28 protein-coding genes and 2 pseudogenes are annotated in these 26,816 nt (G+C 57.9%); 19 read left to right on the forward strand and 11 right to left on the reverse strand.

What is annotated here, in order from left to right:
• Nucleotides 1-83 precede the first annotated feature (83 nt).
• Together CR159_RS06990 and CR159_RS06995 are read right to left on the reverse strand one after the other, a co-directional pair.
• The gene (locus CR159_RS06990) at nucleotides 84-596 is read right to left on the reverse strand and encodes a TRAP transporter small permease (protein WP_102073281.1); all 513 of its coding nucleotides are present in this window, start codon (nucleotides 594-596) and stop codon (nucleotides 84-86) included.
• A 40-nt stretch (nucleotides 597-636) separates the two neighbouring features.
• Nucleotides 637-1,827: a mandelate racemase/muconate lactonizing enzyme family protein gene (locus tag CR159_RS06995; protein WP_102073282.1), complete on the reverse strand. Its 1,191-nt coding sequence runs from the start codon at nucleotides 1,825-1,827 to the stop codon at nucleotides 637-639.
• A 226-nt stretch (nucleotides 1,828-2,053) separates the two neighbouring features.
• On the opposite strand from CR159_RS06995, the gene CR159_RS07000 reads away from it, so the two are divergent.
• Nucleotides 2,054-2,710, forward strand: coding sequence for a GntR family transcriptional regulator (locus CR159_RS07000; protein ID WP_102073283.1), 657 nt, complete (start codon nucleotides 2,054-2,056; stop codon nucleotides 2,708-2,710).
• A gap of 172 nt (nucleotides 2,711-2,882) precedes the next feature.
• Here the strand turns inward: CR159_RS07000 and CR159_RS07005 are convergent.
• Nucleotides 2,883-3,227: pseudogene (locus CR159_RS07005) on the reverse strand (IS630 family transposase); the annotation flags it as partial.
• A gap of 136 nt (nucleotides 3,228-3,363) precedes the next feature.
• Here CR159_RS07005 and CR159_RS07010 point away from each other — a divergent pair.
• The 4 genes from CR159_RS07010 to CR159_RS07025 all read left to right on the forward strand — a co-directional run bounded on the left by CR159_RS07010 (nucleotide 3,364) and on the right by CR159_RS07025 (nucleotide 7,201).
• On the forward strand, nucleotides 3,364-4,044 hold the full coding sequence (locus CR159_RS07010) for a DsbA family oxidoreductase (RefSeq protein ID WP_102073284.1): 681 nt from the start codon (nucleotides 3,364-3,366) through the stop codon (nucleotides 4,042-4,044).
• A 678-nt stretch (nucleotides 4,045-4,722) separates the two neighbouring features.
• The gene (locus CR159_RS07015; RefSeq protein ID WP_102073285.1) at nucleotides 4,723-5,925 is read left to right on the forward strand and encodes a GGDEF domain-containing protein; all 1,203 of its coding nucleotides are present in this window, start codon (nucleotides 4,723-4,725) and stop codon (nucleotides 5,923-5,925) included.
• A gap of 39 nt (nucleotides 5,926-5,964) precedes the next feature.
• Nucleotides 5,965-6,681, forward strand: coding sequence for a beta-ketoacyl synthase chain length factor (locus CR159_RS07020; RefSeq protein ID WP_102073286.1), 717 nt, complete (start codon nucleotides 5,965-5,967; stop codon nucleotides 6,679-6,681).
• Nucleotides 6,682-6,742: 61 nt separating this feature from the next.
• Entirely contained in the window at nucleotides 6,743-7,201 is a 459-nt protein-coding gene (locus CR159_RS07025; RefSeq protein WP_102073372.1) for a nucleoside deaminase, read from the forward strand.
• A 15-nt stretch (nucleotides 7,202-7,216) separates the two neighbouring features.
• Here CR159_RS07025 and CR159_RS07030 read toward each other — a convergent pair whose 3' ends face one another.
• Both CR159_RS07030 and CR159_RS07035 read right to left on the reverse strand, forming a co-directional pair.
• Nucleotides 7,217-8,335, reverse strand: coding sequence for an acyl-CoA dehydrogenase family protein (locus CR159_RS07030; protein ID WP_102073287.1), 1,119 nt, complete (start codon nucleotides 8,333-8,335; stop codon nucleotides 7,217-7,219).
• A gap of 56 nt (nucleotides 8,336-8,391) precedes the next feature.
• Complete coding sequence (locus CR159_RS07035) at nucleotides 8,392-9,582, reverse strand: acyl-CoA dehydrogenase family protein (protein ID WP_102073288.1); 1,191 nt, start codon at nucleotides 9,580-9,582, stop codon at nucleotides 8,392-8,394.
• Nucleotides 9,583-9,798: 216 nt separating this feature from the next.
• Here CR159_RS07035 and CR159_RS07040 point away from each other — a divergent pair, with 216 nt between their 5' ends.
• The gene (locus CR159_RS07040; RefSeq protein ID WP_102073289.1) at nucleotides 9,799-10,767 is read left to right on the forward strand and encodes a Bug family tripartite tricarboxylate transporter substrate binding protein; all 969 of its coding nucleotides are present in this window, start codon (nucleotides 9,799-9,801) and stop codon (nucleotides 10,765-10,767) included.
• A 54-nt stretch (nucleotides 10,768-10,821) separates the two neighbouring features.
• On the opposite strand, the gene CR159_RS07045 is transcribed toward CR159_RS07040, so the two are convergent.
• From CR159_RS07045 to CR159_RS07060, 4 genes are read right to left on the reverse strand one after another with little or no spacing between them, the layout of a single operon-like run.
• Complete coding sequence (locus tag CR159_RS07045; RefSeq protein ID WP_102073290.1) at nucleotides 10,822-11,820, reverse strand: Bug family tripartite tricarboxylate transporter substrate binding protein; 999 nt, start codon at nucleotides 11,818-11,820, stop codon at nucleotides 10,822-10,824.
• 30 nt (nucleotides 11,821-11,850) lie between these two features.
• The gene (locus CR159_RS07050) at nucleotides 11,851-13,053 is read right to left on the reverse strand and encodes a CaiB/BaiF CoA transferase family protein (protein WP_102073291.1); all 1,203 of its coding nucleotides are present in this window, start codon (nucleotides 13,051-13,053) and stop codon (nucleotides 11,851-11,853) included.
• Nucleotides 13,050-13,913: a MaoC/PaaZ C-terminal domain-containing protein gene (locus tag CR159_RS07055; RefSeq protein ID WP_102073292.1), complete on the reverse strand. Its 864-nt coding sequence runs from the start codon at nucleotides 13,911-13,913 to the stop codon at nucleotides 13,050-13,052. The genes CR159_RS07050 and CR159_RS07055 overlap by 4 nt, the downstream gene beginning before the upstream one ends.
• Before the next feature lie 9 nt (nucleotides 13,914-13,922).
• Nucleotides 13,923-14,810 (reverse strand): SDR family NAD(P)-dependent oxidoreductase, encoded by an 888-nt coding sequence (locus tag CR159_RS07060; RefSeq protein ID WP_102073293.1) that lies wholly within the window; start codon nucleotides 14,808-14,810, stop codon nucleotides 13,923-13,925.
• Nucleotides 14,811-15,024: 214 nt separating this feature from the next.
• Between CR159_RS07060 and CR159_RS07065 the strand changes: the two genes are divergently transcribed.
• The 6 genes from CR159_RS07065 (at nucleotide 15,025) to CR159_RS07090 (ending at nucleotide 19,381) form a co-directional block, all read left to right on the forward strand.
• A complete protein-coding gene (locus CR159_RS07065; protein ID WP_102073294.1) occupies nucleotides 15,025-15,423 on the forward strand; it encodes a Zn-ribbon domain-containing OB-fold protein in 399 nt (132 codons plus the stop codon).
• A complete protein-coding gene (locus CR159_RS07070; protein ID WP_102073295.1) occupies nucleotides 15,420-16,592 on the forward strand; it encodes a thiolase family protein in 1,173 nt (390 codons plus the stop codon). The genes CR159_RS07065 and CR159_RS07070 overlap by 4 nt, the downstream gene beginning before the upstream one ends.
• A 28-nt stretch (nucleotides 16,593-16,620) precedes the next feature.
• A complete protein-coding gene (locus tag CR159_RS07075) occupies nucleotides 16,621-17,589 on the forward strand; it encodes a Bug family tripartite tricarboxylate transporter substrate binding protein (RefSeq protein WP_102073296.1) in 969 nt (322 codons plus the stop codon).
• A 3-nt stretch (nucleotides 17,590-17,592) separates the two neighbouring features.
• Nucleotides 17,593-18,267, forward strand: coding sequence for a 3-oxoacid CoA-transferase subunit A (locus CR159_RS07080; protein WP_102073297.1), 675 nt, complete (start codon nucleotides 17,593-17,595; stop codon nucleotides 18,265-18,267).
• On the forward strand, nucleotides 18,260-18,958 hold the full coding sequence (locus tag CR159_RS07085) for a 3-oxoacid CoA-transferase subunit B (protein WP_102073298.1): 699 nt from the start codon (nucleotides 18,260-18,262) through the stop codon (nucleotides 18,956-18,958). The genes CR159_RS07080 and CR159_RS07085 overlap by 8 nt, the downstream gene beginning before the upstream one ends.
• An 81-nt stretch (nucleotides 18,959-19,039) precedes the next feature.
• Nucleotides 19,040-19,381 carry a type II toxin-antitoxin system VapC family toxin gene (locus CR159_RS07090; protein WP_102073299.1) on the forward strand — a complete coding sequence of 114 codons (342 nt, stop codon included), beginning with the start codon at nucleotides 19,040-19,042 and terminating at the stop codon, nucleotides 19,379-19,381.
• Between the two features lies 1 nt (nucleotide 19,382).
• Here the strand turns inward: CR159_RS07090 and CR159_RS07095 are convergent, their stop codons facing one another.
• Nucleotides 19,383-20,273 carry a spermidine synthase gene (locus CR159_RS07095; RefSeq protein ID WP_102073300.1) on the reverse strand — a complete coding sequence of 297 codons (891 nt, stop codon included), beginning with the start codon at nucleotides 20,271-20,273 and terminating at the stop codon, nucleotides 19,383-19,385.
• 144 nt (nucleotides 20,274-20,417) lie between these two features.
• Between CR159_RS07095 and CR159_RS07100 the strand changes: the two are divergent.
• The 7 genes and pseudogenes from CR159_RS07100 (at nucleotide 20,418) to CR159_RS07130 (ending at nucleotide 25,751) form a co-directional block, all read left to right on the forward strand.
• A pseudogene (locus CR159_RS07100) lies at nucleotides 20,418-20,874 on the forward strand (MEKHLA domain-containing protein).
• Nucleotides 20,875-20,986: 112 nt separating this feature from the next.
• Entirely contained in the window at nucleotides 20,987-21,529 is a 543-nt protein-coding gene (locus CR159_RS07105; RefSeq protein WP_102073301.1) for a carboxymuconolactone decarboxylase family protein, read from the forward strand.
• A gap of 38 nt (nucleotides 21,530-21,567) precedes the next feature.
• Nucleotides 21,568-22,737, forward strand: coding sequence for an acyl-CoA dehydrogenase family protein (locus CR159_RS07110; RefSeq protein WP_102073302.1), 1,170 nt, complete (start codon nucleotides 21,568-21,570; stop codon nucleotides 22,735-22,737).
• Between the two features lie 8 nt (nucleotides 22,738-22,745).
• Entirely contained in the window at nucleotides 22,746-22,898 is a 153-nt protein-coding gene (locus CR159_RS07115) for a rubredoxin (protein WP_439650498.1), read from the forward strand.
• Nucleotides 22,899-22,907: 9 nt separating this feature from the next.
• Nucleotides 22,908-23,705, forward strand: coding sequence for an ABC transporter ATP-binding protein (locus CR159_RS07120; protein ID WP_199173256.1), 798 nt, complete (start codon nucleotides 22,908-22,910; stop codon nucleotides 23,703-23,705).
• 106 nt (nucleotides 23,706-23,811) lie between these two features.
• Nucleotides 23,812-24,936 carry an ABC transporter substrate-binding protein gene (locus tag CR159_RS07125; RefSeq protein ID WP_102073374.1) on the forward strand — a complete coding sequence of 375 codons (1,125 nt, stop codon included), beginning with the start codon at nucleotides 23,812-23,814 and terminating at the stop codon, nucleotides 24,934-24,936.
• A gap of 41 nt (nucleotides 24,937-24,977) precedes the next feature.
• Nucleotides 24,978-25,751 carry an ABC transporter permease gene (locus tag CR159_RS07130; RefSeq protein WP_102073304.1) on the forward strand — a complete coding sequence of 258 codons (774 nt, stop codon included), beginning with the start codon at nucleotides 24,978-24,980 and terminating at the stop codon, nucleotides 25,749-25,751.
• 21 nt (nucleotides 25,752-25,772) lie between these two features.
• Here the strand turns inward: CR159_RS07130 and CR159_RS07135 are convergent, their stop codons facing one another.
• A complete protein-coding gene (locus tag CR159_RS07135; protein ID WP_102073305.1) occupies nucleotides 25,773-26,699 on the reverse strand; it encodes a pirin family protein in 927 nt (308 codons plus the stop codon).
• Nucleotides 26,700-26,816: the final 117 nt, after the last annotated feature.

A 26,816-nucleotide genomic window follows, 5' to 3' on the forward strand; every position in this document is an offset into this window, starting at 1 on the left:
TTAGAGACCTTTAAGGAGGGTGTGGTTTAGATCCGGAAGCAGCGTCGACAATGTTCGTACACAACAAACATTGAGCGCGTGCCTTAAACCACGCCTTCGACTACATCGCTCGGGTTACGCACAGGTCGTTTCCAGACAAGGAAAAACAAATTTTTCAGAATCACGGTCAAACATCCCATGCTACCCACGACACCTGCGACATAGATCCATGAAAGCGGATAAGGGACAGCTCCAAGCGCATACACTCCTGCATTGAGTTCAGCCTGAGCCCAACTGCCGCACAGAAGAAGGGTAAAGGCGAAGCACATCAACACATGGCTGACAATCATGCAGCTTTTTCGTGCTCTCGGACCCAGTGATTTCAACAAGATATCGGTACCAAGATGGGTGCCCTCTTGCATCGCGAGAATCGAGCCGATGAAGACCATCCAGATGAAAATGAAACGCGCAATATCCTCCGACTCCGCAATACCTGAATTAAAGCCATAGCGCAGTACAACATTCACGAACACCAGGGCAACCATGATAAACATGCTGCCCGCGAGTATCGCGTGCGTAAACAATCTGAGAGATTTAGCAGTTTTAGCTTGAGTCATGAGGTCTCCTCCAACTACTCACCGGTTCAAAGTTTTTGCCTCAGAGGCCCAGATAACCGGTGCGTTCTTTGGGTGGGTGGGCCAAAAAGGCCTCTTCATTGGGCTCGCAGCCCCAACCCGGGGTGTCGGGTACCAAAATTTCCCCGTTGCGGACTTGCGGTGCGTAATTAAACAGTTCGTCGTCCCAAGCCAGGCGGTCGATGTCGTACTCCATGATGCGCAAATTCGGCACTGCCGCCGCAAAGTGCACGTTCATCATGCTTGCAAGATGGCTATAGAAGTTGTGCGGAGCAATGTTGATATCGAACGCTTCGGCGGTATTGGCCACTTTCATCGACTGCCATACGCCGTTCCAAACGGCATCGATGATGGCGACATCCACGGATTGCTCGCGGAAGTAAGGTAGAAACTGGCGCACGCCGAACAAGGTTTCAAGTCCGCTAATGGGACAATGACTTTGCTGTCGTATATAGGCGAGCGCTTCGGGGTTATAGCTGTCCAGCTCGACCCATAGGAAGTCGAAGTCCTTCAACGCTCGTATCATGCTAACGTACCCTTCCGTTCGCGCGTTGAAGTTCAGGTCTATCATCAAGCGTACATCCGGGCCCGCGCCGTCTTGCAGCGCTTCCAGGTGCGCGCGCACACTATTGATAAGCTTCCTGTCGATCGTCAATGATGGCGCGTACGGCGCGCCAAAGCCGGTCATCCATTGCCGCACGGGGCCATCGCCGTGCATGAACATATTCGTCTTAACGGCCGAATGGCCCGCAAGGCGCGCGTCTTCACCTGCTTTTTTTACGCCGTCCAAATCTACAATCGCCGGCTTGTAATGTGTGGGATGGCTAATGCGCCACGTTGCGCAATGAGACCAGTAGATAGGTATGGCGTCCCGGTGTTTACCGCCAAGCAATTGATAGCAGGGAACGCCTAGCGACTTGGCCTTGGCATCGAGGAGCGCGTTTTCGATCGCCCCCAGCGCCTCGGCGCTTAACCCATAAGGGGCTGGCCGCATTGTCGCGGCGATGGACCCATAGAGCATCTCGTGGTCATCGACCGATTTGCCGATAAGCTGGGGTGCATAACGCTTAATGACATCACCCAAACCTGCGGGGCCGAATGCTTCATCAAATTCACTCCAGCCAACGATGCCAGTATCCGTCGTGATCTTTAGAAAATGATAATTGCGCCATCCCGCATCGCACGCCAAGGTTTCCACACGCTCGATCTTCATCCCAATGCTCTCCAATTGCTAAATCTTCTTTGGTTGTTTCGTTAACAATTAACCGTTAACTATTAACCCGAGTATGATTAACACGTTGAAAAGTGTCCACCGGGGTTTACCCGCGCTTTACTCATAGCGGTAAATCGCCTGTGTATTTACACCAAAGAACTGCCGGTCGATACAATAGCGTTGACTTAGGGTAGCGATCATGGAATCAACAGGACAAAGAGGTCATATGGCCATTGATAAAAGAAGTCTCGAACAGCAAGCGGCCGACTGGCTTCGCGACGCGATCATCGATGGCAGATTTACATCGGGAATGAAATTGACCGAGATAGGGCTTGCCACGGAGGTCGGGTTGTCGCGTTCTACTGTCCGGAGCGCTCTGCAACGGCTTGGCGCCGATAGTTTGGTCGTTCAGCGCCCTTACAGCGGCTGGGAAGTGGCGCCCTTGTCGCCCGAAGATGCCAACGAGCTTTACACTTTGCGGCATTGCCTTGAGGGGATGGCGGCGAAGCTCGCAGCGAGGAACATCGATGAGCTGGGAAAAAAGGCGCTACTAAGCGCACTCAAAGAGCTGAAGCGCGTTAGCCTTTCCAACGACCGTCGAGCTATTGCCGAGGCCGATTTAAACGTGCACAAAACTATATGCATGGTGGCCAACAACAAACGGTTGACTGCCCATCTAGAACTCTTGAACCAATCTATTCTTATCTACGTGATGTCCACGAATCTCGCGATGGCCAGCCCTGCGAAGCTGATCGACGAGCATCAAGACCTCGTCGACGCGATTGTTAGCGGCGATGTCGAGCGAGCAGAACTGCTGGCGAAAGAGCATGTCGTGAACGCAGAGGCTTACATTATCGAAAACCTGGCCAAAAAAGCAGGATAAACAAGGGGTTTAAAAAGAGCGAATAAGAAGCGGCTTATTGCGCCCTCCGATCGAGTTTCATCGGTTCGACAGCGCCCGGGTCGCGGTTGTTGCGCGCTGGCGGTATCGGGGCTTCTTTGCAGACTCCATCCTTCTTTGCCGAACTACCGAAGGCCTAGTGTAGTGCTTCATTCTATTTAGAGCTTAAGCTGCGGTTGGCACGAACGACCTTTTGAAGGATATCGCGGGCCTTGGCGGTCCAGATAAACGGCTTGGGATTTTCATTGTGATGGGCGACATAATCATCAATGGCAGCAGTCAACTGCAGCACACTGGGAAAGACGCCGCGACGCAGACGTTGAACAGTTATGTCGCGAAAGAAGCGCTCCACCACATCGAGCCAGGACGCCGAGGTCGGCGTGAAGTGGACATGAAAACGCGGACGCTTTTGCGTGGCGTAGTTATCGCACACCAGATGCAGGTCCTTGCCCTTGGGTGTTTGGCGGTTGATCCGCTTGAGAAAGTCGTTCCAGCGTCTTCTGTTCGTCGGCTGCCAGTACCAGTGTGGTTGCGCAGGTAACCCTCGCTTCCTTGCCTGTTTCGACTTACAAGCCTACCTACTAGACGGTCCCCCAAGATGGTAGAATTGTGCGCACTCAAAACCGGGATGAAAAATGAAACAAGTAAACGTCGTAATTTGGTCGGACTTTGTGTGCCCATGGTGCTGGATCGCCAAGCGAAGGTTCGAAAAAGCACTTGCCGGACTGGCCGACCAAGTTGAAGTCGTCGTCACTACAAAATCCTATCGGCTTGCGCGGGGCATAGAGCCAATGGACTACAAAGCTGCGCTCTATCAAAAGCTCGGTGGCCCCGCCGCTGCCGACAGGATGATGGCGGCGGTAAGTGACAACGGGGCCATGGAAAACTTGGCATACAACTTCACCACCATGCGTTTCGGCGACACCAGTGCGGCACACACGGCGATCAAGAGCATTCGTTCACCAGTGCTCGCTCAAGACATGACCGAGCGTGTTTACAAGGCTGTCACCACGGATGGACTGGACATCTTCGACAGGGAGGTGCTCGTCTCTTTGGCCAAAGAAGTCGGCCTCACTGACACGCGCTTTGATTTTGATTCCCCAAAAATTAGGTCCGAGATTGAGCGCAACGAACGGGAAGCGAACCAGATCACAAACGGCGTGCCGTTGTTCCTCTTCAACAACAAGCTATACCTATCTGGCGCACAAAAGGTTGCCGTGTTCGAGAAGGCGCTTCTTGAAGCGGCTACCGATGTACCGACGGTGCTGAACGCAAGCGAAGGCGAAAGCTGCGGGATTGACGGCTGCCAGCGCTAGGTCGCCGAGCAGCCAGCCAAGCCCTTGCCCCCCGTTCCAACGTTTGAATACGGGGTGCGGCAGGCGCCTTTTCAGGTTTTCTTTGGTCGCATCAAACCGATCCGGCGGCAACGAAAATACTCTGTACTACTGGGTAGATTTTTTACTGGACGATTGGCTTTCTTATCCTTTAAAAAAGAATGACCGGCATAGATACGCTTTATTCGTAAAGCGCGTGGAGTCTGCGTTCCGTAGAGAACAGAAGAGTCGGCGACAGCTTTATGCTTTAAGTTCCGGCGGGCTTATGGTTAGCGGCACACCGCCATAACGCCGATTTTTGTCAGCAAACACCGAGTTGCCGCGCCGCTCAGTCGAAGCCGCAATTGGCCAGCATGCCCTCACGCTTCATGACGACCATTCCCATACGATACGCTGTGTTCACCGTAGTTGTGGAACCAGGTGGTTCAAGGCGCAGCAGGCTACGCCGCACTTGAACGTGTGCGCCTGGCGCTACGTGATTGCGTGCCGGAGGAAGACGCTGGGTTGCAAGACACCGAAGCATCGACCACACAGTATTTCAGCTGGCCGCCGGCACACGGCAAAAAGGTTTGATACAAATCAAATGCAGGCGTTATCCGACATGAGAACATGGTTATAAGACGAGATAGTATCGTTTAACCTGATCCTTCGTGCCGCGCAATGAGTCAAAATCCCGCCCCCAACACAAGCGCGAGCTTTCCTGGTCCAGGCCAGCGCGGCGACGAGCGCCGACGTCCCGCCAAGTCCCGGCCTGTCACCTTCGCCGGCATCCGGGCCATCGGCGTCAGCTCCATCCATGACACGCTCAGCAGCCGAAGCCACTCCAAGGATTTCGCCCATGCGCGCAGCGATTATCTGCGTAGCCGCGTCCTCATCGTCGGCATAATCTTCGCGCTTCTTACACCGCTATGGGTAGCCATCGACGCCGCCGTGCTACCGTCTACGACCCTGACTTATACCGTTCCCGGCCGAATCTTCCTGATGACCGGGCTTCTCGCCACCCTGGTCTTGGCCACGTACAGCCGGGCACGGCCACTGCGGGTACGCATCTCCGCGGGACTTCTCATTGCCTTGCCGGCAGCGTTCTACGCCTTGGTGCTGATCGCCTTGCCGCCAGGCCAGGCCGGTGACCTCGTGGGATACGGCTTCATTCCCTTCCTGTTGGTGGCCACCTTAAGCATTTTCCCCTTTACGCTGGCCGAATCGGCACTGGCGGGACTCGCCTTGACGGCGCTGCATATCCTCTCGCAGTACGTAACAGGCATATGGATGACTCCTGGCGGCTGGGAGCAAATGTGGCTGTTAAGCGCATTGTTCGTCGTGTCGCTGGCGGCAAATTATTTTCACCTGGGCCTGTTGCTGCGTCTTTACCGCCAAGCCACCCACGATTCACTGACAGGCTTGCTGAACCGCGGCGCACTTTCCCATGCCTTGCAGCAGATTGACGGCGTCGATGCAAGACCGCCCATGTCGCTGCTTATGATCGATCTGGACCATTTCAAGAAAATCAACGACAAGCATGGCCATTCCGTGGGCGATCATGTCTTGCAGAAATTCGCCTCCATCTTGCGCGAAGCCGTACGTAACGCCGATTTGGTAGCCCGTTATGGCGGCGAAGAATTCGTTGCCATACTCATCGGTGCTACCAGTGAGGAATCCTTGGTCGTGGCCGAACGCATACGCGTACAGACCCAAAACGCAACAGTGCTCGATAACGACGGAACGCCCGTATCGTTCACGACCAGCATCGGCGTGGCCTGCTTCCAGGATGGCGAAACATTCGACGACGTGGCAAAACGCGCCGACGACTATCTGTATGATGCCAAAATGCTTCGGCGCAATTGCGTGGTGGGTGGCAACTGAAAGGTTTTTTCGTTCCGAGTCCCAGTATAATCGCCGCTTATGGTGACATTCTCGATCGGACAATGGCGAGCATGGGCGCCGGAAATGCGCGATGCGGAAAGCTGGATGCAGTGGGCCAATGCCCCTTACTGCCCATTGGCCGACTACGAGTCGCCCGAGCTCAATTTCCTCACTCCCATGCAGCGGCGCCGTCTAAGCCCGATGGCCCGGATGGTGTTCGATTGCGCCTGGCCATTGGCCGACCACCGCGCACCCATGCCTCTGGTCTTCGCATCACAACACGGCGAGACAACGCGCAGCTTTGCGCTGCTCCAAGCGATGGGCCGTCACGAAGGCTTGTCGCCGACATCCTTCGGGCTGTCGGTACATAACGCCGTCGTAGGAATGTGGTCAAAGATCCGCAATGACAACACAAAGTCCATTGCGCTATCGGTGAATGCCGACGGTCTTGAGCAAGCCTTTATGGAGGCCGCCTTTCTTCTGCGACGAGGCGCGCGCGCCGCCATGGTTGTGTTGGCCGAAGAGCGTCCGCCGCCTGCCTACATACCCTGGATCGTCGATGTACCATTTTCCTATGCCGTCGCCTTTCGCATAGAAAGGGGTGCCCAATGGCGTCTTGAAAAGCACCAGGACGAATCCGGCGTCCCCCAGCTTTGGCCCAACGCCCTGAATTTCGTGCGGCATCTGTGCCTGGGTTCGGCTGAATTGAAAAACACGAATGGTGACCAACACTGGCTCTGGACGCGAACTTCCTGAGCGCATCAATGATTTTGGCCATTGGCCGCACAGTCTTATCAGTATCACTCAAGGAGAATCCGTGGATCTTTTCATGCAGGCAGCAATAGAACAAGCCAGACTGGGCCTGGCCCAGGGCGGCATCCCAATCGGATCCGTCATTGTGCACGATGGCCGCATTATCGGCCGCGGACACAATAGACGCGTGCAGAAAGGCAGCGCCATCCTGCACGGCGAAATGGATGCGTTCGAGAATGCCGGGCGCCAGCCGGCGGGAATCTACCATGAGTCCGTGCTCTACACGACGCTGTCGCCCTGCGCCATGTGCAGCGGAGCCATCCTTCTGTACGGCATCCGCCAAATAGTCATTGGCGAAAACCAGACTTTCATGGGTGAAGAGGCGCTGTTGCGATCACGCGGCGTACAGGTGGACGTGCTCCAGGATGCCGACTGTATTCATATGATGCGCACATTCATCGAGGCCAGCCCGGAACTCTGGAATGAAGACATAGGCGTCGAGGACTCCGACCATCCTTTGTAGCGCTCCAGGTATTGGTCAACCTTCCAACAATTCCTCCAAGCGTCTCAAATGGAAATCCGTATCACCCAACAGAAAATCCATGTGCGTCAGGCGCTTGAAATAGTCGCCAACCTCCAGCTCGGCCGTCATGCCAATTCCGCCATGCAATTGCACGGCGCTTTGGCCAATAGAGCATCCCGCCTGGGCCACCGACACCTTGGCCAACGACAGCAATCGTCGGCGTTCGGCGGCATCGCTTTCGCCCAGCGCCGTGGCGGCAACATAGGCCATTGAGGTTGCCAACTCTTTATGCAGCAGCATGTCGGCCAGGCGATGCTGCAACACCTGGAAGTCCGCCAACGGCCGCCCGAACTGACGGCGCGTCTTCAGGTATTCGGCCGTGATCTCCACCAGGCGATCCATGGCACCGGCAGCGTGCGCGCACATTGCCGCAACACCGTGATCCATGGCGCTGGCCAAGGCGTCATCGGCTGCCTGGCCTTGAGCAATCAGCGCAGCCTCGTCTACAACAACGTGATCCAGCTCGACATCCGCGCAGCGATAGCCGTCCATGGTGGGAAAATCCTGGACGGCCATCCCTTGCGCATCGGCGGGGACCAGGAACAGCGCCGTTTCCCCATTCAGCACCGCACTGACGACCAGCTTGCCTGCGCTGGCACCTTGCCATACAAGCTTCTTCCTGCCGTTTAGCGTGTAGCTCCCGGCCTCGTGCACCGCGTGCGTCGTGGCGGGGCGGCATGCATTACGCTGGCCGGGTTCAAGATACGCGACGGAGCACACCAAAGAGCCCGACGCCATGAGGGGCAGGCATTCTGTTTTGATTTGCTCGTTGGCGCTGTTTAGCACCAGGGCCGTTGCCATCACCGCGCTGGGAATGACCGGCTCGGAAACCAGGCCTTTGCCCAATTCGAGATGAACTGCCACGAGCGTCGCCGGCGATTCGCCGAAACCTTCGTATCGCTCTGGTACCAGTAGGCCTGCGACCCCAAGGTCGGCCAGCGACTGCCAGGCCTTCTGGTCAAGCGCCGATTGTCCGGCACGCTCGCGCCGTTGCTCGACGCCCCAACTGTCGCTCACCAGTCTGCGCAGGCTGTCCGTCAGCATGCGCTGCTCGTCGTTATACGTGAAATCCATTTCTTGTTTCCTGTGGAATGTAGGAGAAACCGCTATCGATACATGGACCCGCGTGACTAAGACCCAAGGATCATCTTCGCGATAATGGTCTTTTGCACCTCGGTCGTCCCCCCATAAATACTGGTTTTACGCATATCGAAATAGCCTGCTGATGCCGCCGCGGCGAATTCGGCGCCAGGTCCGGAAAATGCAGCGTCCGCCTCCATCCAGACGGGATCGTACGGCCAGGTATCGACGCCCATCACTTCCATTTGCAGCATGGCCAGGTCCTGCTGGATTTCGGATCCTCGTATCTTCAGGATAGAGGCCTGCGGCCCGGGTCCCTGATCGCTGTTAGCGGCCACTCGCAGCAACAGCATTTCGAGCGCGACGATGTCAATTTCTATGCGCACGATTTTTTCTTTCAAGCGGGCGTTCCGAATGGCTGGCTCGCCGTCGATCAGCGTTTGGGCCGCAAGCGTCTTGAGTATCTGCAGCTCGCGATGGCAATGCCCTATGCCGGCAATTCCGGTTCTTTCATGGCCCAAGAGATATTTGGCGTAGGTCCATCCTTCGTTCTCGTTGCCGACCAGATTCTCGAAGGGCACGTTTACATCGTCAAGCCACACCTCGTTGACATCGACGCCACCGTCCAGCGTACGGATGGGACGCACGGTAACGCCAGGCTGGCGCAAGTCAATCAGCAATAGCGATATTCCCCGCTGTGGCTTGGCTTCCGTATCGGTGCGGGCAAGGCAGAACATCCAGTCGGCATACTGCCCCAGCGTCGTCCAGGTCTTCTGGCCGTTCACGACATACCCGTCGTCGGTGCGCGTGGCGCGTGTCTTCAACGAGGCGAGGTCGGACCCGGCGCCGGGTTCGGAATAGCCCTGACACCACCAGTCTTCCACCGTGAGCATTCTGGACAGGAAGCGATCCTGCAACGACTTGCTGCCGTATTTCATTAATACCGGGCCTATCATGCCCAGGCCAAACGGTAAAAGGCGAGGTGCGCCGCCCTTGGCGCATTCGATTTCAAAAATCAGCCTCTGCAGGGGATTCCAGCCTGTACCGCCAAACTCAACGGGCCAATTTGGAGCCCCCCAGCCCTTGGCGGCCAGCACACGATGCCACCGTATGTAATCGTTCTTGTCCAGTCGCTGGTGCCGGAATACTTTTGTGCGAATGTCGGCTGGCAACTCCGCCTGCACAAACTCACGAACCTCGTGCCGGAAGGCAATTTCCTGCGCGTTCCACGTCAAATCCATAGCAGATCTCCTTTTGATTGGAATCTACCAAGTTAAGTGGGTCTTCCACAATATCGCATTGCGAAAGCCTGTGTTCATCTGTCGCGAACCGACCCACTTATACGCTGGCAAAAGTCACCCTTAAGTAAAACAGAATTGCCAAGGGAAAGCTTTGCAGTGAGACTTGTTCATCCGTCGAGGCGGCTCACTGATATCGATAAAACTGGAGACAAGCCCATGAAACTGAAGTCTATTTTTTTCCTCGCCGGCGGCCTTATGGCCGTCGCCACCGCGCAAGCCCAGGCACCATGGCCCGCACAGCCCATAAAACTGATCGTCGGCTATTCTCCTGGCGGTCCGGTCGACACCAGCGCACGTACCTTTGCCAAGTATCTGGGCGACGAACTGAAGCAGCCGGTCATCGTCGAAAACCGCACCGGCGCCAGCGGTATGATTGCCGCCGAATCGACCTCACGAGCGCAGCCCGATGGCTACACCATCAACTTTGTGGCCAGTCCTACCCTGACCATCACACCGCTGATCCAGAAGAACGCCAAGCTGGATCTGGAAAAAGACTTCACGTACATCGGCAATATCGCCGATTACACCAACGTACTGGTGATCAACAAGGATGTTCCCGTAAAGAACATCCAGGAACTCGTTGCGTATGCCAAGAAAAACCCGGATGCGGTCTCCTTCGGCTCGGCCGGCGTGGGAGCCTCCAACCATCTCTCGGCCGAGTTGCTTAAGCAGAAAACCGGAACCGAGATGCTGCACGTGCCCTACCGCGGCAACTCGCCCGCCATGATCGATGTCATAGGCGGAAAGATCACCTACATGTTCGACATCACCAGCACAGCGATCCCGTATATACAAAGTGATAAAGTGCGCGCGTTGGCCGTAACTTCGCGCGAACGCAACGCCGGCCTTCCCGACGTACCCACCATGATAGAAGCTGGGGTAAAAGACTACGCGGTAACTGGCTGGTATGCCTTGATCACACCCAGCAAGCTTCCCGCCAACATCCACGAACGCCTGGAAACCGCATTGAACACTATCGCAAAAAACCCGGAGTTTGAAAAGACCATGAAGGCAGGTGGATATACGATCAACGTCAGCAATGGTGCGGACCTGCTGGCTAAAGCGAAGCGCGAATACGCCATGTGGGACGATGTGATCCAGAAAGCCAAGATCCAGACCAACTAGACGAAGTTTAGCCGGGCCTGACTAGCAGGCCCGGTTCCAGCGATCCGATTCCCCTCATTCGATCTTGATATCGGCTTCCTGGATGACCTGCGCCCATTTCTTGATCTCGTTATCCAGGAACCGGGCAAAATCCTCAGGTGTGCCGGGCATGGGCTCGGCGCCCGCAGCAGCCATGGCCGGGCCAACCGCCGGATCGTTCAAGATGGCGACCAGGTCCTGGTTGAGCTTTTTGACGATATCCTGACGCGTGCCCTTGGGCGCCATCAACCCGGTCCATGAATACGCTTCGTAGTCCGGAACGCCAGCTTCGGCAATGGTCGGCACGCCCGGGGCCAATATCGAAGGCTCTGGATTACCCACCCCGAGGGCCTTTACGTGGCCGGACTTGATGAACGGCAAGGCAGAGGGGGCATCGGCAAACATAAGCTGTACCTGGCCACCGACCAGATCCTGCATGGCCGGCGCACTGCCTCGGTACGGAATGTGCAGCAGCTTGACGCCTGCCAGTTTATTGAAAAGTTCGCCCGCCAGGTGCGTACCGCCGCCGGTTCCCGATGAGCTGAATGACACTTTGCCCGGATTCTCCTTGGCATAGCTGATCAATTCCTTGACGCTCTTCACCGGCAGCGACGGGTGCGCGACCAGGATGATGGGAAACCGTGCCACCGAACCCACCGGCTCGAAATCAGCCTGTATGTCGTAGCCCAAGTCTTTACGCAGGCTAGGCAATACAGCATGGTGGATGGCGGGAAAGAAGAAGGAATAGCCGTCCGGCTTTTCCTTGACGGCATACCTTGCCGCTACGATCCCGCCGGCGCCTGCGCGGTTGTCGACCACTGCGGACTGGCCCCACTTCTCGCCCAAGGGCTTGGTGACGAAGCGGGCCGACGTATCAACGGGGCCGCCCGCCGGGAACGGCACGATGAAATTGACGGCGCGGCCGGGCCAGGCCGCATCGGCCGCCCATGCCGCTGACATGGGCGACGCCAATGCCAGCATGCCCAGGCCCATGCCGGCCAGTATATGGCGGCGATTGAGTTTGATATTGTTCATTGATTGTCTCCTGCACTGGTTGATGAGGTCTTAGGTTGCCCGCTGCGCCAGGCCCAATTCCTCGAGTATTTCATCGGTATGCTGGCCAAGCAAAGGAGGAGCCATCCGGTACTGGATGGGCGTTTCCGAATACCGTATGGGACTGGCCGTCGTGGGCGTCGTGCCCGCCAACGGATGCGGCATGGTTCTCCAGATTTCCCGCGCCTTGACTTGCGGATTTTCAAAAACTTGCTCTATCGTGTTGATGGGGCCGCAAGGCACGCCCACTTCCTGAAGCGCGCCGATCCAGTCGTCCCGGGTGCGTGTCTGCATAATGGATTCAAGCTCCTTGATAAGCTCCACCCGATTGATCAGACGCTGGCTATTGGTGGCATAGTCAGGATGCACCGCCAGGTCGGGCCGGCCCATGGCCTGGCAATAGGCGCGGTACTGGCTATCGTTGCCCGTGGCAACGATCAGGTGGCCATCGCTGGCTGCAAAGACTTGGTAAGGGACCACATTTTGATGCGCATTTCCCGCGCGCTTGGGGGCAACCCCCGAGGTCATGTAGTTCAGGTTCTGGTTTGCCAGCATGGCCACATGACAGTCCAGCAAGGCCAGGTCGATATGCTGTCCCAGGCCGCTGCGGTTGCGTTCCTGCAGCGCGCCCAGTATGGCGACCGCGGCATACATGCCAGTGATGATGTCGGTGACGGCCACCCCCGCCTTTTGAGGACCGCCGCCTGGCAGGTCGTCGCGCTCGCCGGTGATGCTCATCAGGCCGCCCATTCCCTGGATCATGAAGTCGTAACCCGGCAGGCTGGCCAGAGGACCGGTCTGGCCGAAACCGGTAATGGAGCAATAAATCAGGCGCGGATTGATCTCCTTGATGGTTTCATAATCGAGCCCATACTTCTTGAGCCCGCCCACCTTGAAATTTTCAACCAGAATATCGCAACGCGCCGCCATTTGCCGAACCAGCTCGGCACCCTCGGGACTGGCAATATCGATGGCGATGGAACGCTTGTTTCGATTAGTGCTTAGGTAGTAAGCCGCTTCGCCGGTATCGACGCCATTGGCATCCTTCAGGTAGGGCGGCCCCCAGCCCCGGGTATCGTCGCCCATGCCTGGGCGCTCTACCTTGATGACGTCAGCGCCGAGATCGGCCAGGTTCTGACTGCACCAGGGACCCGCCAATACCCTGGACAAGTCCAGCACTTTGATGCCGTCCAGGGGTGCCAAACGTTCGTTCATTGCTTTACTCCTGCGATTCCATTGCTTAATACCACGATGTCGCGCTCTGCGACGCGGGCCTGGAAATGGACGGTACCAGAAACGCCGGGCCAGATCTCGACCTGCAAGGTTTCGCCTGGGAAAACAGGCGCCGAAAAGCGGGTGTTCATATAGAGCAGGCGATTCGGATCGTAATCGCAAAGCGTTTTTATGATGGCATGCATTGCCACGCCGTAGGTGCACAGGCCATGCAGGATCGGACGCGGGTAACCGGCGTTCCTGGCCACTTGGGGATCAACGTGCAGAGGGTTGGGGTCGGCATTAAGCCGGTATAACAGCGCGGCCTGCGGCAAGGTGGGCAAGGCGCACACGTGATCCGGCGGCGTGGCCGGCACTTTAGGTAAGGGTTCGGGTGCGGCGTCGCCCGTCCCGAAACCACCGTCGGCACGGCAAAAAGTGGTCTGCTGTACGGTGGCAAGCAGCGCGTCGTCGGCGGCATCGTGGATGTTTCGTTCCACCACCACCAGCGCCCCCTTGTCGGCGCCCTTGTCAATCACATGGGTGACCCGGCTACGCCCTATGACCTCGCCGGCAGCGGGGAAAGGCCGATGAAAAGTCATGCGCTGCTCGCCATGCACCAGCTTTACCCAATCTATACCGGCCTTGGGGTCTTGCATCCAGAAGCCCGGATAGCCCAGTACGGCCGCCATCCCGGGAAAAACCTTGAGGCCTTTTTCGTAGACGTATGCCAGCTGCGCTTCGTCCATCGGGTCGTACCCCAGTCCGACGCCCAGGGCATAGAGAATGACGTCCTTCTCGGTGTAGGCCTGGCGCACATCGGCGAACTTCCAGGCCTTGATCAGATCGTAGTCCAGTGCCATGGCCGCCCCTTAGATAGGATCCCAGCCGATGACTTCCGGCGAACGCTCCAGCTTGTAGAAATCATTCTTCATGGCGGGCACGGCAATTTCGGCGATATCTTCAGGTGTCCAGCCCGTTGACATATGCACCGAGCGCACGGGCCGCGGCTGGCTGAACAACATGATTTCATTGGCCCGCACCGCAAAGATTTGCGCCGTGACTTCGCTGGCGGCGTCGCTGCCCAGATACACCACCAGTGGCGCGATCTTGCCCGCTTCCATTTTTTGCAGCTTGAGCACACGCGCTTTTTCTTCCGGCGTGTTGGCGGGAATGGAACTTGTCATGCTGGTCCAGGCAAATGGCGCTATGCAATTGGACCGTACATTGAAGCGCGACATATCGAGCGCGATGGATTTGGACAAGCCGACAATGCCCATCTTGGCTGCGGAATAGTTCGCTTGGCCGAAATTGCCAATAAGCCCCGAAGTGGACGTCATGTGCACGTAGGCGCCGGACTCCTGCTCGCGGAAATACGGCGCCGCCGCCCGACTGACGTAAAACGAGCCATTTAAATGTACGTCCAGTACTTGCGACCATTCCTCCTCGCTCATTTTGTGGAACAACCGATCACGCAAGTTTCCGGCGTTGTTCACGATGATGTCGATCTTTCCATACAGGTCAATGGCATTCTGGACGATATGCTCGGCGCTTTCCCGCGTGGCCACGCTGTCGGTATTGGCGACAGCGTGGCCGCCCGCCGCCTTGATCTCGTCGACTACCGCCTGGGACGCCTCCGCGCTGATATCGTTAACCACGACGCGCGCACCGGCCGCCGCCAATGCCAACGCTATGCCCTTGCCTATGCCGCCGCCCGCTCCGGTCACCACCGCTACCTTGCCCGCTGCCATCTCGCTCATTTCGTTGCTGCTCCTGTGTCTGGTTTTTCCTGTCATTCACGGTAGAGGAATTCGATCGCCGCTTCAACTCTGTTTTCAGAAAGAGCGCCTTAACGGGCGGTTAAGAGCCCATAATTACTTAACGATCGCAAAACACAGGCCTAAGTAAAACGAGATTCCCGTTGTGGCCAGGCAGGCCGACAATAGACGTCCAACGTTTGGAGGAGATACAAGCATGTCGGACGCAATATCAACTCCGGCTGCAGGCGCCGATAAGCATTATCGCGAGCAGCTGGAACACGGTAACTTCCTGATTCAACGCTGCCTGTCATGCACGCAAGGAATTTTCTACCCACGCATGATCTGCCCGCATTGCGGCTCGGATCAGCTCGAATGGTTCAAGCCTTCGGGCCAGGGCGTGGTCTATTCCACGACGGTAGTGCGGCGCAAACCTGAACATGGCGGCGACTACAACGTTGCGCTGATTGATCTGGCCGAAGGACCACGCATGATGTCGCGTGTCGAAGGCTTGTCGCCCGATACCGTTTCCATCGGCATGTCGGTATCTGCCCGGATCACCGAAGGTGAGGAAGGCAAGATGGTCGTATTCACGCAAGCGGAGACAAACCAATGATAGACAAGAAACTTCGCGGTGCCGTCGCCATTGCGGGCGTGGGCCAGGCCGGCCTGGGACAGGCGCATGGCTACACCGAAATGGAAATCCTGGTTCAGGCGGCACAACGAGCCGTAGCCGACGCAGGTCTTACCATGCAGGATATCGACGGCATTGCCACCGCCAGCGTAACAGCGACCATGTGGGCCATGCCCGTCATCGAGCACCTGGGCATCAGGCCAACCTTTATCGACAGCACCATGCTGGGCGGCTCCAGCTTTGTTGCCCACCTCATGCCCGCGCTGCAGGCGCTGGAGTCCGGCCAATGCAATGCCGTATTGGTCTGCTATGGCAGCACCCAACGCACCTCCACCATCGGGCGCGCTGAAATCGCCAACGCCCGGCGCAAACTGGATCCACAGCCCTACGAAGCGCCCTACAACCCGTTGAACCCATTAAGCTCGTATGCCCTGGTGGCCGCACGCCACATGCATCAATATGGCACCCGGCGCGAACACTTGGCGGAAGTCGCAGTGGCGGCGCGCCGCTGGGCCCAAATGAATCCGGAAGCGACCCAGCGCGACCCCCTGACGATCGAGGAAGTCCTTGCGTCGCGCATGGTGTCGGACCCCTTGTCGGTACGGGACTGCTGCCTGGTCACCGATGGGGCGGGCGCCTACGTGCTGGTGCGGGCGGACAGGGCCAAAGACCTGAAGCAAAAGCCCGTCTATGTGTTGGGCAGCTCCACGGCCGTCTGGAACCGACAAATATCGTCCATGGCCGACCTAACCGTGACGGCCGCGCAGCAGTCCGGGCGCATCGCCTTCGAGATGGCCGGACTCGCGCCCAAAGACATTGACGTGGTGGAGCTCTACGATGCCTTCACCATCAACACGATCCTCTTTCTTGAAGACCTGGGCTTCTGCAAGAAAGGCGAAGGCGGCGATTTCGTGAGCAACGGCGGCATCGCGCCCGGCGGTCACCTGCCCGTGAATACCAATGGCGGCGGGCTGTCATGCATCCACCCCGGCATGTATGGCGTGTTCATCATGATTGAAGCCGTCAGGCAGCTACGCGCCAGCTGCGGTGAACGGCAAGTCGCTAATGCGAAGACCGCCGTGGTGCATGGCAATGGCGGCACGCTCTCCAGCCAATCCACGGCCATACTGGGCACACAAGCGGCACTTTGACTTGAAACCATACTTAGGACGAACAGAAATGATCCCCACCAGATTCTCGCAAGTTCTTGCCGCCCTCGCATTGGCCATTCCCTTTTCCGCGCATGCGGCATGGCCCGAGAAACCCATCACCATCATTGTTCCAGCCGCCCCTGGCGGAACAACCGATATGTCCGCCCGGCTGATCAGCGAGAAACTGGCCGAGAACCTCGGGACATCCGTCGTGATCGAGAACCGTGCCGGAGCGGCCGGCATCATCGGCTCGCAGGCCCTGGTACGAGCCAAGCCAGATGGCTACACATTGATCATGGGCAATATAGGCCCTAACGCCATCAACTACAGCATGTACAAAGACCTGCCGTATACGCCCGACGATTTCGCGCCCATTACCCTCGTCATCTCGGTCCCCAATGTACTGGTCGTTAATGCCGAATCGCCGGCGAAAAGCGTCAAGGATCTCATCAAGATCACCAAAGACGCCCCACAGGGAGGCACCTTCGGCAGCTCCGGCGTCGGCCAGTCGCCGCATTTGTCAGGCGAAATGTTCAAGCAGCGCGCCGGCATCGACGCGGCACATGTCGCGTACAAGGGCGCCGGGCCTGCCGTTACGGCATTGCTGGGCAATCAGTTCGACTTCATGATCGACAACCTGCCCAGCTCGCTTTCCTTCATCCAGGCCGGCAAGTTCCGTGCATTGGCCGTAACCAGCGATAAGCGCGTCCCGGAACTTCCGGACGTCCCTACCATGGCCGAAGCAGGCGTCTCGGACATGGTCGTCACGGCGTGGTTCGGTTTGCTGGCTCCCAAGGGTACGCCCCAGGATGTCATCGATAAAATCTACACCGGTGCCAAGGCGGCGCTGGAATCCCCCGACATCCAGGCACGCTTCAAGCAGATGGGCGGCACCGCGGGCGGCAACACCCCTGCGGAGTTCGGTGAATTCATTGCCGCTGAACGTGCTCGCTGGGAGACAACCGTCAAGGCCGCCAATTTGTCCGCAGGAAACTAATTGATGATTAACAAGATCAAATCGTCACTGGCCGAAGCCGTGCAAATCATCCCTGACGGTGCAAGCGTGCTGATCGGCGGATTCGGCGATGCCGGCATCCCTTTTGAACTCATCGATGCTTTGCTGGAGCACGACACAAAAGACCTGACCGTGGTCAGCAATAACGCGGGCGCCGGAGACCGAGGCATTGCTGCATTGATCGCGGCGGGACGCGTGCGCAAGGTCATTTGTTCGCATCCCCGCCCGCCCAAGGCCGAAGTGTTCGCCCAGGCATATCGGGCAGGAAAGGTGGAACTGGAGTGCGTGCCGCAAGGCACCCTGGCCGAGCGCATGCGTGCCGCGGGCGCCGGCTTGGGGCCATTCTTTACGCCCACAGGTTATGGAACACGGGTCGCCGAAGGTAAGGAAACGCGCGTCGTCGACGGCAAAGGGTATGTGCTCGAACAGCCATTGTCCGCCGATTTCGCACTGGTCAGGGCCTTTCAGGGCGACCGCCTGGGCAACCTTACCTACCGGCTTGCCGCCCGGAACTTCAATCCGGTCATGTGCATGGCGGCGCGTCACACCATTGCGCAGGTCGATGTCATCGTCCAGGCGGGAGACATTCCCGCCGAGCAGGTCATGACACAGGCTATCTTTGTTCAATCCGTCGTTCTGGCAGACAAGAAACATGACTGAGCTCATTTCACTGAATCGCATTCAGATTGCCCAACTGGTGGCGCAAGATATACCCGACGGCTCCACCGTCAACCTTGGCATAGGCATGCCTACCCTCGTTGCCGATTACCTGCCCGCAGACCGCGAGATCCTGATGCACAGCGAAAACGGCATACTCGGCATGGGTCCGAAAGCGGAGGACGATGACATAGATCCGGACCTGATCAATGCCAGCCGGGTTCCGGTCACACTGTTGCCCGGGGCATCCATCACCGAGCACACCATATCGTTTGCGATGATGCGCGGCGGCCACCTCGATTACTCGGTGCTCGGCGGCTTCCAGGTAGCCCCCAACGGCGACTTGGCCAACTGGATCACCGATGCGCCTGATGCCATCCCTGCCATAGGCGGGGCCATGGACCTGGCCATAGGCGCCAAGCATGTATTCGTCACCATGGATCACACCACCAAGCAAGGCGAACACCGGCTGCTTGAACAATGCTCGTACCCACTGACTGGGGTGGGCGTGGTCGACACCGTGTATACCAATCTCGCCATCGTCGATGTCCATGACGGCAAGTTCACGGTGCGGGCCATGGTCGAAGGCCTCGCGCTTGAAAATTTGCAGAAACTGACGGGTGCGCCGCTACACGCATCGCCGCAGATAAAGACGATTTCATTGACGAAAGAAGGAGTACCCACGCTTGTGTAGACCATAACAGCAAGAAGGGCCGCTACAGGCATGCCCTTCACCCACGGAGACAGGCTATGAATAAAGTGAAAACCATCCACCGTGTCGTTGCCATCGCGGCACTCGCAACTGGCGCGCGCCAAGGATAAAAGATTTTTTATCACCATCACGGTAATGCTGGAACTCGAGTGGGTACTGCGTTCCCGCTATCAATTCGACAAGCCATCGGTGACAGCAGCTCTGGACGCATTGATGACTGCGGCGGAACTCGAATTCCAACATGAATCCGCCCTAGAGAAAGCGATCTGGTTCTTCAAACAGAAGGGCTCACCCGATTTTGCGGACTGCCTGCACGTCGCCCTGGTCCGACAGGCCGCACAAGTACCTTTTCTGACTTTCGACAGGCAAGCTTCAAGCCTTGATGGCGCTACTCTTCCCGGCTGAACTAATCAGTCAGTACCGCCGCGTCCGCGCTCCAGTCCCGGTGTCTCGAAAACCGCTGCAGCTCCCGCTCCACATCGATGCCAAACGGTTCCAGGGCCTTTGCGAGCGCGTGCGCATGGCGCTTCAGGGCGTCGTCGTCCGGCAGCGGGCCCCGGCTCGCGATAATGACCCGGTTGCCCGCGCGCAAATTGAAGAAATCACCAAACACGGCGGCATAGGTAGCCGATTCCCGTTCGTACATCGTGGATCGGGTAAAGGTGTTGGCAACCAGCACGCCGTCTGGTGAAAGAATGGCATGCACCTGTTGAAAGAACTCGCGGGTGAGCAGATGGGGCGGAATGTAGTCGACGTCGAACGCGTCGAGCATCACCATATCGTAGGTCCGGCCTTCGCGACGCGCCTGTTCGATAAAGGCCCGCCCATCATCCACGAACACGCGCTGTCGCGGCCCTTGCTTATAGCCGAAGTAGCGCTCGGCCACCCGCAGGACGGCCGGGTCGATCTCCACCGTATCGATCACGGCATCGGGCAGTATCTTTTCCAGGGCAAGCGGAATGGTGGCGCCGCCCAATCCCACCATCAATACATTGCGGGGATCAGGCTTCACGAAAAGGGCGCTCGTCATCATGCGCGTGTAGTCGAACACCATTTTTTCGGGCGCGCTCAGATCGAAACAGGTTTGCCGACCCCTGTCCTTGATTTTCTCGAAGTTCATGCAGCGCTGGCCGTACTCGTCGATGACCAGGACAGGCGCGAATTCTGAGGGTTCGGTATGAACGAGCCGCGGGGCCAGCGAGCCCGATAGCGAATAGGTGACCAACACCGCGGAGCACGCGGCCAAGGCCAGCCCGAGCAAGGCGGCCCATCGAAAACGGCGGGGATCAAGTTTCATGATGTCTCCAGATCAATACCCTATCATGCCTTCGAAACTTTGATCATAGGCCAGCTACGTTTATGACTCATGTACCATGCCTAGCGGCTGGCTGAATCAGCTCGTACTTTTTGATGAACAATGAATGTGGGAAGGAACCGTCAGATGGAATTGTATGAGGACCCCGCATTTTTTATGCTGCTTACGCAAAGCTATTGTCGCCTCGTCGGGCAATCGCTGGTGCCGGAAGGAATGAACCCCATCGTGGCGGCCCGATGGCTATATGAAGACGCGCCGTTCGGTGTCCTTGCCCATACAGCGGATGCGGACCCCGTCTTCATGTACGGGCAATAAGGCTGCGCAGAAACGCTTCGAATATACCTGGCAGGAATTAATCCGCCTGCCCTCGCGCTTATCCGCTGAAGCTCCCAACCGCGAAGAAAGACAAGAATTCCTGGACCGCGTCAAGCGCGATGGCTTTGCATGCGGCTACCGCGGCGTACGCGTCACGAAGTCCGGCAAGCGATTCTTGATTGAAGACGCCACGCTTTGGCAGCTATGCAGTGAGAACGATACTTTCTACGGACAAGCCGTGATCATTCCACGTAGTACTGAAATGTGAACGTACGCTAGATAACCCACAGGCATAACCAAATATCTTTATATTCGTTTCGAATTAATCACAAGGCCATTAGACTCTATTGGAATATAAACCTGGATCAAGAAACGAAACCATGAGCCGCATCACCATTCAAACCGTAGACACCGTTCACGCCGACGCCAAGGAACGCCTGGAAGTCGCGCAGAAAAACAATGGCTTCCTGCCGAACCTGATAGGTGTGTTGGCCAATGCCCCGACAGCGCTTGAAACATACCAGGTAGTGGGCGCGATCAATGCACGCACCGGATTGTCAGGTGCCGAACGCGAAGTCATCCAGATTACCGCGGCAACGCTTAATGGTTGCGGATTTTGTGTGGCAGGCCATACCGCCATCGCGCGCAAGAAGCTCGCCATGCCCGAAGAAGCCATTCAAGCCCTTCGCAACACCCAGGCGTTGAGCGACCCGAAACTCAATGCGCTGGCACTGTTCACGGTGGCCGTCATGGAAAATAAAGGCGAGGTTTCAGACACCGAGCTGAACGATTTCCTTGCGGCCGGCTACACCCAGGCCAATGCGTTGGAAGTGGTGCTGGGCGTCAGCCTGGCAACGTTATGCAATTACGCCAACAATCTGGCGAAGACACCCATCAATGAAGAGCTGCAGGCCTACGCCTGACTGCAACAACGACCCAGCATAGAGCAAGGAATCCCGTCGTGAGCCTTACCGACCCAGCGGCAACACTAATTGAAGCCATCGCGGCGCACGTCAAGTCCGACCTCGCACCCTTAGCGAGCGCGATTGATCAAGACGGTTTGTACCCGATCGATTATCTGCGCCGCCTTGGCGACCTGGGCGGTTTCGGCGCAAGCATCCCGCGCGAACATGGCGGATCAGGCCTGAACATGGCCGCCCAGATCAGAATCACTACCGAAGTGGGGCGCGAATGCGGATCCACGGCCTTCCTAGTGTGGTGCCAATCGAGTTGCGCCGCTTATTTGCTGGCTTCGCCGAACCAGGCCGTGCGGGATCGTTATTTGACACCGGTCACTCAAGGCAGCCTATTGTCTGGCACCGGCATGTCCAATGCGGTCAAGCACTTGGCCGGCATCGAGAAGATCCACCTGGCAGCGCGTCGCGATGGCGACGACTATATTGTCAGCGGGTCATTGCCGTGGGTATCGAATGTCGGCGCCCAGCACCTGGCCATCGTAGCCGCCTCGGTTGAAGATGAAGGCTATGTGATGTTTGCCGTGCATGGCAGCGCCGATGGTTTGAGCCTGCATCCCTGCCCCGAATTTTCCGCCCTGGAAGGCACGCAAACGCTGAACCTGCGCTTCAAGAACGCCAGGATTCCCGCCGACAATGTGCTGGCCCATCCTTCCCAGTTTGCGAAATATATCGCCGGCATCAAGCCAGGCTTTATCCTGGGCCAGACCGGCATGGGCTTCGGCGTGACCGAAGCTTGCCTGAAGACCATACGCGAAAGCAACGCCACCACCGCCCACGTCAATGTGTTCCTGGACGACCAGGGGCAGGAACTGGCCGCCGAGCTGGAGACGCTCAAGGCACAGGCCGCCACACTGGGGGAACAGGCACAGACCGGCAACGCCCCCATTCTAGACGTCCTCAAGCTGCGGGCGCGGACCTCCGAACTCACGCTTGCCGCGGCCAACTCGGCCGTCCTGCATGCGGGCGCAAAAGGATACCTGATGCGTCATCCCGCTCAACGCCGTCTGCGCGAAGCGGTGTTCGTGGCCATTGTCACGCCCGCCCTAAAACACTTGCGTAAAGAGATCCATGACCTCGAGCGGGCCGCCGCCCAGAACCGAACCACGGATGTGCTCGAACAGGAACAAGCGCTTCAGGTCGAGGCCGCACAGTGAAGCAATGGATGTGCGGCCCCTGCGGCATGATTTATGACGAAACACTCGGCATGCCGGAAGAAGGCATCGCACCCGGCACGCTGTTCGAGGACATCCCCGACGACTGGGCATGCCCTGACTGCGGCGTGACCAAGGCCGACTTCTTCGTGATACCTGACTAGGACAGACCCTTGACTATTTCCACGGCAGTGGACAGGCCCATTGTCCTGAACGCCCACGACATTGCGCTCAGCTATAAGCGCCCCGACCAGGCGCCCAACACGGTCCTCCAAAACTTCTCGCTGCAACTCGCAGCCGGAGAAGTCGTGGCTATCCTGGGTCCCAGCGGCGTCGGCAAGTCATCGTTGCTGCGAGTGCTTGCCGGGCTGCAGACCTCCGACCGCGGCATGGTCCATATCAACGGCGAGCCGCTACGCGGACCGCATCCGCGTTTAAGCTTCGTCTTTCAGGACCCAAGCCTACTGCCCTGGCTGACGCTGGAAGAAAATGTGGCCTTCGGCCTGGATTTCAAGCACCAGCCGGCACTCGGCAAGGAAGACAGGAAAATGAGAGTGCGTGCTGCCATTGAGGAAGTGGACCTGCAAGGGGCGCGCGAGCGCTACCCCGCCGAACTATCAGGCGGCATGGCGCAACGCACCGCCCTGGCACGCAGCCTGGCGCGCCAGCCCGAAATGCTGCTGCTGGATGAACCCTTCAGTGCGTTGGACGAAGTCACTCGCAGCGAAATGCAAGCGCTTTTGCTGCAGATCATCGCCAGGCACCAGGCCTCGGCCATTCTTGTCACCCATGACATAGACGAAGCCCTGGTTTTGGCCGATCGCATCCTGCTTATAGGGCAGTACCCGGGTCGCCTGATTGGAGAGTGGTCCATAGCGCTGCCGCATCCCCGCGATGCGTTGACGCCGTCCCTCACCCGCATACGTATCGAAATCATGCAGTCGCTGCGCGACGCGCGCAGCGCCCACTAAGTTAAAGAACCTCGTTTGGAATAAAATCTTGAAAAAATCCGATACGCATGACGCTTCATTGGAAGCGCGCCGCCAGTTCATCAAGCTCTCCACATTGTTCACGGCCATGGGCGCCCTGCCTTTACTGAACATGCACAACGTTGCCAGGGCGGCCGAGCCCGATGCCCCTGTCCGTATCGGCTACCTGGCCATCACCGATGCCACACCCTTGCTGGTGGCACACCACAATGAACTGTTCCAGGCGCAAGGACTGCCGGTTGAAAAGCCCCGTTTATTCCGTAGCTGGGCGCAAATCGTCGAAGCATTCCTGGCGGGACAAGTCAACGTCATCCACCTGCTTTCACCCATGACCGTATGGGCGCGCTACGGAAGCCAGTCGCGCGCCAAAGTCGTTGCCTGGAACCACATGTCCGGATCAGGCCTGACCGTGCAGCACGACATCAACGACATCGCGGACCTGGGCGGCAAGACCGTCGCCATTCCATTCTGGTATTCCTTGCACAATATCGTGCTCCAGCACCTGTTGAAGAGCAAAGGCCTGGAGCCGATCAGCGACGGCGATGCGGGGCCCGGCCAGGTAAAACTGGTGGTCATGTCGCCCTCGGACATGGTGCCCGCACTGGCCAACAAGCAGATCGCCGGATATACCGTCGCGGAGCCGTTCAATGCCTCGGCGGAAGTGCTGAAGATCGGCAAAATTTTGCGCTTCACAGGCGATGTGTGGAAAGACCACGCGTGCTGCGTCGTGCTGATGCATGAGCAGGACCTGGAACAGCGGCCCGAGTGGTCACAGAAAGTCGTCAATGGAATCGTCCAGGCGCAGGTGTGGATCCAGGACCACCGCCAGGAAACGGCCCGGATTCTGGCCAGGGACAATCCCCAGCGCTACACGCCCCATTCATACGAGGCATTGGCACAAGTGCTGATGCCCGAACTGATGGACACCGCGCAGTACGAGGCGTCGGGCGCTATCGTGAATACCGGCTGGAAAGAAAAACGTATCGATTTCCAGCCCTACCCCTTCCCGAGCTATACGGAAGAACTGATCCGGAAACTCAAGACCACGCTTGTGTCCGGCAAAAACGACTTCCTGCAAGACCTGGATCCCGCATTCGTGGCACGCGACCTCGTTGACGACCGGTATGTAAAAAGAGCCATTGCCGACAATGGCGGCATGGCTGCGTTCGGCCTGCCTGATTCGTTTACCCGTCAAGAAACCATCACGACCTGAAAACAGGCCCGCGAGCCGGGCCCATTTCAAAAAGCCCAATCATGAAAGCACTGAAACAGACGCCACTGAGTACACGAGCCGTTCTAGGCCTGGGAGGCCTGCTGGCGGTCATTGCGCTATGGGCGTTCGGAACGCACTGGCTTCAAGGGAGCATCGCGCTGGCCGGCCTGCTTAGCCCGGGCGAAACGTTCAAAAGCTTGTACGAGCTGTTGGTGCAGAACCAGTTGACCCTGCACACGCTGACCAGCATGAAGCGCGTGCTTATCGGCCTGGGCCTGGCACTGATGCTGGGTGTACCCATAGGACTTGCCATCGGAACCTCGCGCGCGCTGGAGAACTGCACAGGCAGCGCATTCCAGTTTCTGCGCATGATTTCACCGCTGTCATGGATGCCTATTGCCGTCATGGTATTTGGCATCGGCGATGCACCGATCTATTTCCTGCTTACCTTCGCCGCGGTCTGGCCGATTATCCTGAATACCGCAGCCGGCGTGCGCCAATTGGATCCCAAATGGCTGATGCTGGCGAAAAGCCTTAGCGCGACGCGCCGGGAAGTCCTGTTCAAGATAGTGCTGCCCGGCGTACTGGGCCATATCCTGACGGGGGTACGCCTTGCCATAGGCATCATCTGGATCGTGCTGGTACCGTGCGAAATGCTGGGTGTCAGTTCAGGTTTAGGCTATTTCATCCTGGACACCCGCGACCGCCTGGCGTATTCGGAATTGATGGCAGTGATCGTGCTGATCGGTGCGCTGGGGTTCATGCTCGATGGCCTGGCCCAGAAACTTCATCAGTATTGGACCCATAGCAAGTGAAGGGCCCCTGACGGTCGCAGGCTAGGGGTAACGAACAGGCTTGCCCGGAAGATCGGGCAAGGGAATGAATTCGGTTTCGCCGGGTACCTTATCAAAGCGCTGGGCGATCCAGTCTTCTTTTGCCTGCTCGATACGGTCCGCCGAGCTGGAGACAAAATTCCAGGTAATGTAGCGCGGCCCGTCCATCGGTTCGCCGCCCAACAGCATAAACCTTGCAGGCTCAGCGCCCCAGGCACTGAGCGTAACGCCAGCGCCCGGCTTCAATACCAGCAAGCGGCCGGATTCAAAAAGCCCGTCCTTGCCCAGGTCGAGCGTGCCTTGCACCACATAGATAGCCTGCTCGGGGTAGTCAGCGGGAACATCCAGCTTGGCGCCCGGCGCCATACAGACGTCGACCTGAAAGAGGTCCGATAAGGTCGGCACCGGCGAACCGCGTCCGAAAAAACTTCCAGCGATAATGCGTGCCGATACGCCGTCGCCCTCTTCCATCGGCAGCTCGTCCTTGCCGGCATGCAGGAAGTCCGGCTCTTTTTCTTCGTGCGCTTCCGGCAAAGCCACCCAGCACTGCAATCCGAACAACGACGACTCTTCCTGGCGCAGCTCATGTGAGGTACGTTCAGAGTGGACGATGCCGCGGCCCGCCGTCATCCAGTTGACCTCGCCCGGCCGTATGGCTTGCACGGTGCCCAGGCTGTCGCGATGCATGATCTCGCCATCAAACAAGTACGTGACGGTGGCCAGGCCGATATGAGGATGCGGCCTGACGTCAAGCCCTCGCCGTGGCGAGAAAACGTGAGGCCCCATCTGGTCGAGGAAGACAAAGGGTCCGACCATGCGTCGCTCCCGGGATGGCAGCGCGCGCCTGACTTCAAAATTATCCCCCAGGTCGTGGCTGCGAGGAACGACAACGACCTCCAACGGACTGTCGGGAAGTAGCGGATCTGACATGGCGTCGCCTCCTGGATGCGATGGGACAGATCCAACAATCATACGCCTCTTGATCCTCATGCATCTCCAGCCATGCTGTCGATCGCACAGACAATCTGGACACCAGAGCGCTCCCGA

This window comes from Pollutimonas subterranea (assembly GCF_002849655.1).
Lineage (GTDB): Bacteria > Pseudomonadota > Gammaproteobacteria > Burkholderiales > Burkholderiaceae_B > Pollutimonas > Pollutimonas subterranea.

Bases quoted from the DNA above. Each gene is read 5' to 3' on its own strand.
- CR159_RS07060 (WP_102073293.1), bottom strand. From the start codon at position 14,810: ATGAGCGAGATGGCAGCGGGCAAGGTAGCGGTGGTGACCGGAGCGGGC.
- CR159_RS07080 (WP_102073297.1), top strand. From the start codon at position 17,593: ATGATTAACAAGATCAAATCGTCACTGGCCGAAGCCGTGCAAATCATC.
- CR159_RS07010 (WP_102073284.1), top strand. From the start codon at position 3,364: ATGAAACAAGTAAACGTCGTAATTTGGTCGGACTTTGTGTGCCCATGG.
- CR159_RS07130 (WP_102073304.1), top strand. From the start codon at position 24,978: ATGAAAGCACTGAAACAGACGCCACTGAGTACACGAGCCGTTCTAGGC.
- CR159_RS07015 (WP_102073285.1), top strand. From the start codon at position 4,723: ATGAGTCAAAATCCCGCCCCCAACACAAGCGCGAGCTTTCCTGGTCCA.
- CR159_RS07000 (WP_102073283.1), top strand. From the start codon at position 2,054: ATGGCCATTGATAAAAGAAGTCTCGAACAGCAAGCGGCCGACTGGCTT.
- CR159_RS07125 (WP_102073374.1), top strand. From the start codon at position 23,812: ATGGGCGCCCTGCCTTTACTGAACATGCACAACGTTGCCAGGGCGGCC.
- CR159_RS07070 (WP_102073295.1), top strand. From the start codon at position 15,420: ATGATAGACAAGAAACTTCGCGGTGCCGTCGCCATTGCGGGCGTGGGC.
- CR159_RS07040 (WP_102073289.1), top strand. From the start codon at position 9,799: ATGAAACTGAAGTCTATTTTTTTCCTCGCCGGCGGCCTTATGGCCGTC.
- CR159_RS06995 (WP_102073282.1), bottom strand. From the start codon at position 1,827: ATGAAGATCGAGCGTGTGGAAACCTTGGCGTGCGATGCGGGATGGCGC.
- CR159_RS07035 (WP_102073288.1), bottom strand. From the start codon at position 9,582: ATGGATTTGACGTGGAACGCGCAGGAAATTGCCTTCCGGCACGAGGTT.
- CR159_RS07075 (WP_102073296.1), top strand. From the start codon at position 16,621: ATGATCCCCACCAGATTCTCGCAAGTTCTTGCCGCCCTCGCATTGGCC.
- CR159_RS07065 (WP_102073294.1), top strand. From the start codon at position 15,025: ATGTCGGACGCAATATCAACTCCGGCTGCAGGCGCCGATAAGCATTAT.
- CR159_RS07050 (WP_102073291.1), bottom strand. From the start codon at position 13,053: ATGAACGAACGTTTGGCACCCCTGGACGGCATCAAAGTGCTGGACTTG.
- CR159_RS07115 (WP_439650498.1), top strand. From the start codon at position 22,746: ATGTGCGGCCCCTGCGGCATGATTTATGACGAAACACTCGGCATGCCG.
- CR159_RS07030 (WP_102073287.1), bottom strand. From the start codon at position 8,335: ATGGATTTCACGTATAACGACGAGCAGCGCATGCTGACGGACAGCCTG.
- CR159_RS07085 (WP_102073298.1), top strand. From the start codon at position 18,260: ATGACTGAGCTCATTTCACTGAATCGCATTCAGATTGCCCAACTGGTG.
- CR159_RS07055 (WP_102073292.1), bottom strand. From the start codon at position 13,913: ATGGCACTGGACTACGATCTGATCAAGGCCTGGAAGTTCGCCGATGTG.
- CR159_RS07095 (WP_102073300.1), bottom strand. From the start codon at position 20,273: ATGAAACTTGATCCCCGCCGTTTTCGATGGGCCGCCTTGCTCGGGCTG.
- CR159_RS07105 (WP_102073301.1), top strand. From the start codon at position 20,987: ATGAGCCGCATCACCATTCAAACCGTAGACACCGTTCACGCCGACGCC.
- CR159_RS06990 (WP_102073281.1), bottom strand. From the start codon at position 596: ATGACTCAAGCTAAAACTGCTAAATCTCTCAGATTGTTTACGCACGCG.
- CR159_RS07045 (WP_102073290.1), bottom strand. From the start codon at position 11,820: ATGAACAATATCAAACTCAATCGCCGCCATATACTGGCCGGCATGGGC.
- CR159_RS07135 (WP_102073305.1), bottom strand. From the start codon at position 26,699: ATGTCAGATCCGCTACTTCCCGACAGTCCGTTGGAGGTCGTTGTCGTT.
- CR159_RS07020 (WP_102073286.1), top strand. From the start codon at position 5,965: ATGGTGACATTCTCGATCGGACAATGGCGAGCATGGGCGCCGGAAATG.